The organism is Betaproteobacteria bacterium, assembly GCA_009377585.1.
GTDB lineage: Bacteria > Pseudomonadota > Gammaproteobacteria > Burkholderiales > WYBJ01 > WYBJ01.
Genome location: WHTS01000169.1, coordinates 1 through 9,823, shown reverse-complemented (window position 1 = coordinate 9,823; position 9,823 = coordinate 1). Strand labels below are relative to the sequence as shown.

Sequence of the window (9,823 nt, the reverse complement as noted above, 5' to 3'; positions counted from 1 at the left end):
CTGCGGCTCGACATCACCGCGCGCGACGGCGTGGGCTCGCAGCACTTCACGCACTACAACGCCGACTACAACATCGGTGCAGTCAACACCGTTCACGCCGGCGGCGACAAGGCCTCGTGGCTGCTGTTGCCGGTGATCCCGGCGAAGTAGCGCGGTGCTCCAGGTGCTAGCCTGTGTCATTGCCGAATCCGGGCGAGGTCGATCATCGCCCGGGATTCAGTTTGCGCGGACGGACGGCGTAAATGCGAAGTGAAATCCTGGACTGCCTGTTCGCGCTCGCAGTCAGTGATCGAAGCGGGCCAAGTCATTTCGATCCGTAGCACGCGACGGCAGTAGATTCGCGGGCACGGATGTCCGATTGGCGCGGAGATGCCGCGCCGTTCCCCTTGCTTGTCAACGTACGGGCGCTCGCGCTCGGGCGTTATGACGCGCGCGGCGCAATGCCAGCGCTGACGGCTCTGGTGAATACCGCGGGCGAGAGCTGGGGCGAACGCGTCAGGTATCGCGCACGATGAGCGCGTCGATCTCGAGCGGCTTCGCCAACAAGGTAACTGCGCCCGAGCAGGTGCGAGCAAAGGCTTCCGGCCAGCCGCGCTTACATGTTATTACATCGTCTTACACACCGATGTCGCGGCGAAGTGCACAGTGGCAGTACGAGCTTCGGTGCGAAGGGAGCTGTCTACGAAGCAAGCTCACCGAACCTCGCGTGCCTCCTGCTTAGCTAATAATCGGACGAAAGGGAGCTTCGCAATGAAACGATCGACCATGGTTTTTCGGACGCCGCTTCTCCTCATGACACTCGCTGCCGCAGTACCCGCCCACGCGGACCGATGGGCGAACGTCAAGGCTGACTGTCAGGGCACCACGCTCAAAGTTTCCGCGCATCTCCTGGACATCAAGGGATCCTGGGAGGCTGCGTGCGCCCGCAAATCCGGCCAGGGCGTCGGCCATGGCATCACGCGACGCGCGGACAAGTGCGTCAAGAACAATGGCATGTGGGGGGAGTGGTACGTGCGCAACCATGCGAGTTGCCGCGCGGACAAAGGTACGACGTGGGCCAACGTGCATGAGACTTGCACCGGTCCGACGACGTCGCGCGTGTCCGCTTTGCTCAAGAACATATCGGGATCCTGGGAGGCAGCGTGTGCCGTGAAGCCGGCTGACAAGGCCGTCGCGGCCCTTGGCGTTTCCGGCCCGGCCGACAAATGCGTGAAGAACAACGGCATGTGGGGGGAGTGGTACAAGACCGGTGTCACGCACTGCGGTCCCAAATTCGAGCCTGCCAAACAGGCGGGATGTTTCGGACCCAACCGTCAGGTGTACTCGGCCCGTCTCGGCGGACATCTGGGCAAGCAGGATTGGATCGCCGCCTGCCGAGGAACGGACGGGCCAGGGAACCTCGGCAAGCCGAACCGTTGCGCAAAGGACGCGCTCGCGACCGGTGTATGGGGTGAATGGTATTCGAGCGAGGCATGCGTCAAGCCGCTCGCCTGGGGCTCGTTCAAGGACAACGGTTGCGTCAGCAACATGAAGACGCCGGACGCCAATGCAGGCGGGATAACCAGCGAGGGGATGCGCAGCTACTCCGCAGTGCTGTGGAATGCCGGAGGAGATTGGCTGGAGGCCTGCCGTCAAGCGCCCGCGAAGGTGAAGCTCAGTGACGGCTCTATCGCCCCGTTTCCCTACCCGACTGCGTGCGTGATCGCGAACGCAAACGATGCATTGGGTTGGGTAACGACCGCAGTCATTGGCGCCGGTACTGCATTCATTACAGCACCCACCGGCCCGTACGCAATCGCGGCCACGGGGGCGGCTATTGGCCTCGCGTCCAAGGCCGTAGAGACGGGCATACTGGAAGCCGCGAACTCGAACCTGAACGTTTGGGGCGTGTTCTGGGTAAAGGATGCAGCCTGCCCCGCTCCCTGAACCGGAAGCCCCTAAAAAAGGGGCCAGGCTCGATTTACCGCGCAGTAGAGGAACTTGAGCCTGGCCCCTTTTTCTTTTTTAGAGCGACTATCGTGCGGCGCGTAGCGCCGTTGTCAGCTCACGCACGTCGGCAAGGTCCTCCAACCGATCGACCAGCGTGATTATCCGGTCGACTTGCGCGGCCGGCAGCTTCCCTTCGGTCGCCGTCCTGAGCTTCTCCTGGATTTCCACGCGCGTGAGCGGATCGTCCGGATCGCCCTTGGCGCAGTCGCGCCGCTCGCTGTGCACGCTGCCGTCGCGCATCCGGACATCGACCGTCGCGGCCGTGCCTTGAAGCGAAGGATCGGAAACCACCTTCACCCGCTCGCGCGTGAAGCGATCGACGACCGGGTCCTGATAACGGCCGGGTTCGAACTGGTCGAGCCAGCAACGACGGTCGTGCAGGATGATGCCGGTTACATAGGGCGCCGACAGCAGGGCCTTGAACTTATCGTTCCACGGCAGCGTGCCGTGCATGTCGTACACGACCTTGGAAAATCCCACCTTCACTTCCGCGATATCGTCCGGCTTCAAATCGTGACGCTCGATCAAGGCGAACAGTCCCGTCATCGCGCTCTGGATCGAGCTCGCTGCCGGCCACAGCCGCAGCGCGATCTGCTGCAGCAGCCATTCGCGTCCGAGTCCCGCGGTCACCACTTCCGGCTTGCCGCCGCTGGAATATGCGGTGTAGATGCCGCCGTCCGGGTGCGCGAGGATCTCGCTCGAGGCGCGGAAGTCCTGCTGCGCGAGCAGCCCCGCCATCAGCCCCGAAAGCGCGCCGCGGCACTGGTGGAACTTGATCGTGGGCGTGCCCCAGTGAGCGAACGTGCCGGCGGACTGGCTGCCGGCGAGGCCGAACGCATTGCGCTGCTGCTCTGCGCTGAGCTTGAGCAGCTTGCCGAGGGCTGCCGCGCCGCCGAACGGACCGATCACGCCGGGCGAGTGCCAGCCGCGCGCGCGAAACGCCGGATAGTCGATGCCGAGCGCTACGCGCACCGAGGTCTCCAGGCCGGCGGCCACCGCGAGCAGCAGCGCCTTGCCGCTCGCGCCATCGCGCTCGGCGATCGCCAGCGCCGGCGGAACGACTTCGGGCGTGGTGTGGTAAAGCGTCGGCCGGTGCACGTCGCATACGGTGACCGCGGTAACGAGATAGCCATTGAGCAGCGTCGCTCCGGCGAGCGAGAGCTGGCCGCCGCCGATGACGGTCGCCTCGTGGCTCGCGCCGAGCGCGGAAGCGAGCGCCTGGACCTGGCGCACCTCGTCGCCCTGGCGGCCAGCCAGCGCGCTGGCGAGCGCATCGAGGATGTAGTCCTTGACCCGCTCACGCACGGGTGCGGGGACGTCCTCGTATTGCAGGTTGGCGATGAAACCGGCCAGCTCGGCGGTGGGTGTGGCGGACATGGTGACTCCGAATCGGTTGCGATCAGTCGAGGCGCGCGCCCGACTCCTTGACGATTTTCGCCCATTTCGCGAGGTGTCGTGGTCTTGGCTCGCTCGCGAGACCACCCCGTCCGCGACTTTGTCGCGTCCGACCCCTCCTTGTCAGGGGAAGGTTAAACGCTCGCCTACGCGGCTCCTTGTCAGGGAGGGGAAATCTAATCGCTCCAGTATGCGGACGCCGGCAACAGACGTTTCGGAATCGCGCCATACACCACCTTCACGTGGTTCACGTTCTCGGCGATGCGAAAGTCGACGGCGAGGCTTGCGAGCGCGTATGCCTGTGCGGTAGTGATGCCCGCGCGCGAGGAAAGAAACGCGACCACTTGCTCGACCGCGATCCGCGCCGCCAGATCGAGATCGACGTCCATGCCGGTGACGTAATGGCAGGCCCGGTCTTCGGCGCGCGGCCACGGCAGATCGCGCGCACCGCCGGGATGCACGATGAACTGCAGCGTGGGCGCGAGCGAGATCTCGATCGCCGTGCCGTTCACTTCGCCGTCGCCTTGCAGGCCGTGGCCGTCGCCCGTCCAGAATTGTGCACCCTCCTGGAACACGGGCAGATAGAGCGTCGCGCCGCGCGTGAGCACCTTGAGATCCATGTTGCCGCCGAACGCGCCGGGCGGGCGCGTGTTGGCGGGCGCTATGGCGTCGGGCGGCGCGACTGTCATGATGCCCATGAACGGCGCGAGCGGCAGCTCGATGCGATCGGTAAACAGCGCCATCCCGCGAGCACGGTCGATGCGGATGATCTGGCGGGCGACTGCATTCAAGAGCTCCGGTCCCGCGCCGACGCCGGGGCCGGAATTGTTGGTGCCGTAATCGACGCGCAAGTCGACATCGAGGATGCGCACCTCCAGCATGTCGCCGGGGCGCGCGTTTTCGATGTAGATCGGGCCGGTGAGCACGTGCGATCCGGCGCTCGGCTCGCGCTTGACTTGGGCGTAGATGGCCTTGACGTCGTCCAGGACGTTGTCCGCCGCGATGCCGGCGTCGCCGAAGAAGGCGACCGGGTCGATCCCGGCGGTGAGCCCCTGCTGCGAGACGGTATCGATGCGAACGCTCTGTCCCGATTCGATCGTGAGCGCCGGCGGCGCACCGGCCGGAATGAGGCCCCAGCTGACGTTGCCGGGTATGGAGCGCAGGTGCGCGGCGACCGCCTGCGCCCGAGTTGCCGGCGCGGCGCTCGTCATTTGTGCGATCCGAGCTGCGCAGCGAGGTCGGGATCGAACTTGCCGTCGATCAGGATGAAGGCGACCTTGCACGGCTTACCCGAGCGGTTGCTCCAGGCGTGGTTGGTGCCGCACTGGACCAGGACATCGCCCGCCTTGAGCAGCACCTCGGTGTCGTCGAGCACGCAATACATCTCGCCCTCCAGGATGATTGCGTAATCGATGGTCTCGGTGCGGTGCATGTACGGGTGGCGCTTGTTCTGGCCGAAGGTCGACGCCTCGGGGTTGCCGAGCGCCTCGAAGATCTTGCGCGCCTGCTCGCCGTCCATGGTGCTGAAGTCCGGGTCCGGCGGCACCAAGGAGATGCGAACGATGGTTCCGTTCGGATTGGCCACGATCTTGCGCGGCCCCGCGGTCGGCTCGTCGTAGCGGCGCGAGACGCGCGCGGGCGATTCGTTGGTGCGCCACAGGTCGGTGGAATAGTGACCGGGCCGCAAGGGGCTCGTATGCACCTTCGGAGCGGGTCCGTCCGAGACCACGATGGCCTTCCCGTTTTCGTCGTGGCCGGTGACGATGCGTCGGACATGTCCGTTCATACGTTCTCCTCAGAGGAAACCGTTGTTCGAAATCGCTCGCGGGTGATGGCGCGCGGGTCCGTGCCGCCGGCGAGCGGACGGGACATATTACGGGAAATACTCTAGCGGGCGTGCCGATGGCGGGCAATGGCCGCGAGTCGGATGTGGCCGCGGCCGGCACGGAAGACGAGGGGCGGCTACAATGGTTTTTGATGACTTTCACTGCGATACGGCTTCGGCTATTCGTTACCCTTGCCCGCAATAGGAGAAGGGAGCGTTGCGTCCGTGTGGACTTCGCGTTCGATACGGACTGCTCGACAAGGCACACCTCTTGATGCGCCCTGCGATCATCGACTACGACCACGGTATCAGCGCGCTGGACTCGGGCTTCATCCGCCCCTGGCTTGCCGCCATCTACCTGATCGTGGAAGAGGGGCGCGCCGCGATCGTCGACACCGGCTCCAATGCCTGCGCCGACGCGGTGCTGGCGGCGCTGACGCACAAGCAGATTGCGCCCGAGCGGGTCGACTACGTCATTCTCACCCACATCCACCTCGATCACGCCGGCGGCGCGGGGCTGCTCATGTGCCGGCTGCCGCATGCGCGCCTGTGCGTGCATCCGCGGGGCGTGCGCCATATGGTCGATCCGGAGCGCCTGATCCAGAGCACTGTGGATGTCTACGGCGCCGAGCATGCCCGCACGGTGTACGGCGACATTCTGCCCGTGCCCGAAGATCGCATCGTCGCGACGCCCGAAGGTGCGTGCGTGGCATTGGCGGGCCGGGAGCTGCGGTTCATCGAAACGCCGGGCCATGCACGCCACCATTGCTGCATCGTGGATGCGCACAGCCGCTCGTTATTCGCGGGCGATACTTTCGGCCTGGCGTACCGGGAGCTCGAGGCGCACGGCCGGCGCTCGGTGTTCCCGACCACCAGCCCCGTGCAGTTCGATCCCGAGGCTTTGCACGCTTCGATCGATCGCATCGTCTCGTTGCGCCCCGAGCGCGTGTTCGTGACCCACTTCGGCGGAATCGGCGAGATCGACCGCCTCGGCGAGGACCTGCACCGTCTGATCGATGCGCATGTGGCGCTCGCCCGAGCACATGCGCACGCGGGCGAGCGCCGTCACGCGCTGCTGAAGCAAGGGATCGAACGCATGCTCCTGGAAGAAGCGAAGCGCCAAGCTTGGCCGCTTGCTGCGGCCGAAGTGCTGGAGGTGTTCGCGACCGACATCGAGCTCAACGCCCAGGGCCTGGGCGTGTGGCTCGATTCCGATTCGGCGCTCAAGGCGCCAGCCGTTCCATGAGCCAGGCGTTGTCGGTGCGACGCCGATAGCTCAGGCGGTCGTGCAAGCGGTCGCTGCGGCCTTGCCAGAATTCGATCATGTCGGGCCGCACGCGATAGCCGCCCCAATGCGGCGGCCGCGGCATGTTTTCGCCGTAGCGGCGGGCGACCGACGCCGCTTCCTCTTCGAGCCAGGCCCGATCCGGAATCACCGAGCTTTGCGGCGAGGCCGTCGCGCTGTAGCGGCTGCCCAGCGGGCGGGTCGCAAAATAGGCCGTCGAGCTTTCCTCGCTCACGCGCTCGACGCTGCCCTCGATGCGCACCTGGCGTTCGAGCGGCGCCCAGTGCAAGACGAGCGCGGCACTGGGATGGGCGGTGAGCTCGCGTCCCTTGCGGCTTTCGTAGTTGGTGTAGAAGACGAAGCCGCTGTCCTCGATGCCCTTCAGCAAGACCATGCGTGCCGCGGGGCGCCCTTCCGCGCCCACCGTGGCGAGCGTCATGGCGTTGGGCAGCGCGAGCCCGGCAACGACCGCATCGTCGTACCAGCGTTGGAACAGAACATAGGGGTCCGCGGGGGCCGTGCTTTCCTCGAGCGGGGCGCGTGGGATGGGGTTCATGGCTGCTGCGGGCTCCGAATGTAGCTTGGCGTCGAGGCGCTCGGACGCGGGCTATTGCACCGGCCAGCGCAGCTTCGACAGCTTCGACAGGTCGAGCCGGCCCGCGATGCGCTCGGCGGCCGCACGCACTTCGCGAAGTAGCGATGCTTCGTCCACCAGCACCATGCGCCCGTCGCGCACCACCTGCGTGCCGCCGACGAACACGTCTCTGACCGTGTTGCCGGTCGCACTGTAGACCAGGTTGGATACCGGGTTGTAGAGCGGTTGCCACTCGGGTTGGGTGGCGTCGAACAGCACGAAGTCGGCCATCTTGCCGACCTCGATGGAGCCGATCGTGTCGGCAAGCCCCGCGCCGCGTGCGCCGTTGATGGTGGCCATCTCCAGCGCCTGCTCCGGCGGCATGAGACGCGGGTTCATACGAATTTCCTTGTAGCCGCAAGCGCAGTTGCGCATCTCCTGCACCAGGTCCACGGTCCCGGACGAGGCGTGGTCGGTGCCGAGGCTCACGTTCACGCCCAGGGCGGCCAGCTCCGGATGCATGCCGATGGCGAGATTGCCGTAGCCGTTGTGCAGCGACGAGGACGGGCAGCACACGAGCGTGGGCTTGCGCCGCGCCAGCAGCGCGATCTCGTGCGGCTCGAACCAGCCCGAGTGCAGCAGCAGCATGCGGGCATCGAGCACGCCGAGCGATTCCAGGCGCTCGATCTCCGGTTTTCCAAACTGCACGATGCTGGCATCGCGCGTGAAGTACGAATAGCAGGCATGCGTTTGCAGCACCGCGTCGTGCTTGTCGGCGATCGCTTTGAGCGCAAGGATGAGCTCGTCGGAGCTGTTGTTCATGCCGCGAAACGAGGCGCTGACGGTGAGCCGTCCGGCATGCTTGCCCGGATAGGTCGCGAACAGCCGCTCGGTCTTCTCGACGCACTGTTCGCGCGTCTCGATCATCCGCGCCGGCATCAGGCCCGTCACCGACTTGTTGCGATCGAAACAACTCACGGCCAGCACCATGCGCATGCCGGCCGCCATCACGGCGCGCACGGTGGCATCGGGATCGTAATTGCCGGGCTCGATGAAGCAGGTGACGCCGTGGCGCAGTTGCTCGACGGCCGCCAGCGTGGCCGCGACGTAGACTTCCTCGGCGCCCGTCGCCACCTCGTACGGATACATGTGCTCGAACAGGAACGACTGGGCGTTCGCCTCGTCGGCGAGCCCGCGCGCGAGCTGGAAGGACGAGTGCAGGTGGTTATCGATGAGACCCGGCGTGCCCACGCAATCGGATGCATCGAGGTATGCTCTAGCGGGCCAGTCGCGTTCGATATCGGCGTTCTTGCCGATCGCGGCGAAAACGCCGTCTTTCACGGCCAACGCGGCGTCGCGCAGGATGCGGCGCTCGCCGTCCACCGTGATCAGCCAGTCGATATGCCGCACTACCAGGTCGGCGCGCGCGCTCGCGTTCATGGAAGCCCAAGCCGTCGGGATGCGTCGATTGTCCCACCGGCGGGAGCCGTCGTCCAAGTGGATCGCACACGTGCTTTGCTCCCCTCTCCCTCCGGGAGAGGGGCTGGGGGTGAGGGTGAGGGGGGGGGGGGGGGGGGGGGTGAGGGTGAGGGTGAGGCGGGGTCAGGTCTTGGGGCGAGGCGGGGTCAGGTCTTGAATGTTGCACGACGAAGGGCGAATGCACCGAGCAAGACCTGACCCCAGTCGCTGCAACAAGCAAGACCTGACCCAGCCGCTTTGAAGCCGCCGGTGACGCCGGCATAATGCGCGCTCGATCCGAGGAGGAGAACAAGATGTCGATGTTTACCCGCATCGCTGCCATGATAGCTGCCGGCTCGCTCGCTGCCGCCGCACACGCCCAAAGCTTTCCGAACAAACCGATCCGCATCCTCGTGCCGTTTTCGCCGGGCGGCGCGACCGATACGTTCGCGCGCACGACCGCGGCCGAGATCACCAGGAGTCTCGGCCAGCAGGTGATCGTGGAGAACCGGCCCGGCGCCGGTACCACGATCGCGGCCGACATCGTCGCCAAGGCGGCGCCGGACGGCCATACGCTCTTCTTCACCGACTTGCAGACGCACACGATCAGCTCTTCGCTGTACAGGAAGCTGCCCTACGATCCCTTGCGGGACTTTACGCCGGTGGCGCCGGTCAACGTCTCGCCGCTGGTGCTCGTCTCGCATCCGTCGGTGCCGGCCCGCTCGGTAAAGGCGCTGGTGGCGATCGCGAAGAAGAATCCCGGCATGACGGGTGGGCATTCGGGAATCGGCACGGTCACCCATATGACGCTGGAGAAATTCCGCCTGCGCGCCGGTATTCAGATCACGCCGGTCGCGTACAAGGGTGGGTCCACGCCGGTGGTCGCGCTGCTCGGCGGCGAGATCACGATGCTGATGGCGACCGCACCGGCCAGCATCCAGTACGTGCGCAAAGGGAAGCTCGTCGCTTTGGGTTTGGCGGCCGAGCGCCGCTCGCCCCATGTGCCCGAAATTCCGACCATCGGCGAATCGGTGCCCGGCGTCGAGGGCGCGGTCTTCTCCGGCGTGCTCGCGCCGGCCGGTACGCCGGCGAACGTGGTGAATCTTCTCAACGCCGAATTCGCCAAGGCCTGCGATAGCCCGAAAGCGAAGCAGATCTTTGCGACCAACGTGGCCGAGGCGGTGAAGATGTCTCCGGCGGAGCTCGCGACGAGGCTCGAGCGCGATGTGAAGCTGTGGGCCGACGTGGTGAAGGCGACCGGCGTGAAAGTCGATTGATGTCTTGCCGTATGCGCCGT

Annotated in this window: 8 protein-coding genes; 3 read left to right on the top strand and 5 right to left on the bottom strand. The window is 65.9% G+C overall.

Going from position 1 to position 9,823, the window contains the following annotated elements; all coding sequences use genetic code 11:
* Positions 1 to 750 precede the first annotated feature (750 nt).
* Complete coding sequence (locus GEV05_28830) at positions 751 to 1,926, top strand: hypothetical protein (protein ID MPZ47297.1); 1,176 nt, start codon at positions 751 to 753, stop codon at positions 1,924 to 1,926.
* Between the two features lie 87 nt (positions 1,927 to 2,013).
* Here the strand turns inward: GEV05_28830 and GEV05_28825 are convergent, their stop codons facing one another.
* From GEV05_28825 to GEV05_28815, 3 genes are all read right to left on the bottom strand, one after another.
* Positions 2,014 to 3,366, bottom strand: coding sequence for a hypothetical protein (locus GEV05_28825; protein MPZ47296.1), 1,353 nt, complete (start codon positions 3,364 to 3,366; stop codon positions 2,014 to 2,016).
* Positions 3,367 to 3,560: 194 nt separating this feature from the next.
* Positions 3,561 to 4,595, bottom strand: a complete 1,035-nt coding sequence (locus GEV05_28820) for an acetamidase (protein MPZ47295.1) — start codon at positions 4,593 to 4,595, stop codon at positions 3,561 to 3,563.
* Entirely contained in the window at positions 4,592 to 5,170 is a 579-nt protein-coding gene (locus GEV05_28815; GenBank protein ID MPZ47294.1) for a cupin domain-containing protein, read from the bottom strand. Before GEV05_28815 ends, GEV05_28820 begins: the two co-directional genes overlap by 4 nt.
* Positions 5,171 to 5,483: 313 nt before the next feature.
* On the opposite strand from GEV05_28815, the gene GEV05_28810 reads away from it, so the two are divergent.
* A complete protein-coding gene (locus tag GEV05_28810) occupies positions 5,484 to 6,455 on the top strand; it encodes an MBL fold metallo-hydrolase (protein MPZ47293.1) in 972 nt (323 codons plus the stop codon).
* On the opposite strand, the gene pdxH is transcribed toward GEV05_28810, so the two are convergent.
* Entirely contained in the window at positions 6,433 to 7,050 is a 618-nt protein-coding gene (gene pdxH, locus GEV05_28805; GenBank protein ID MPZ47292.1) for a pyridoxamine 5'-phosphate oxidase, read from the bottom strand. The genes GEV05_28810 and pdxH overlap by 23 nt on opposite strands.
* Positions 7,051 to 7,101: 51 nt before the next feature.
* Positions 7,102 to 8,508: an amidohydrolase family protein gene (locus GEV05_28800; GenBank protein MPZ47291.1), complete on the bottom strand. Its 1,407-nt coding sequence runs from the start codon at positions 8,506 to 8,508 to the stop codon at positions 7,102 to 7,104.
* Positions 8,509 to 8,810: 302 nt separating this feature from the next.
* Here GEV05_28800 and GEV05_28795 point away from each other — a divergent pair, with 302 nt between their 5' ends.
* Positions 8,811 to 9,803, top strand: coding sequence for a tripartite tricarboxylate transporter substrate binding protein (locus GEV05_28795; protein ID MPZ47290.1), 993 nt, complete (start codon positions 8,811 to 8,813; stop codon positions 9,801 to 9,803).
* The last annotated feature ends 20 nt before the right edge of the window (positions 9,804 to 9,823 follow it).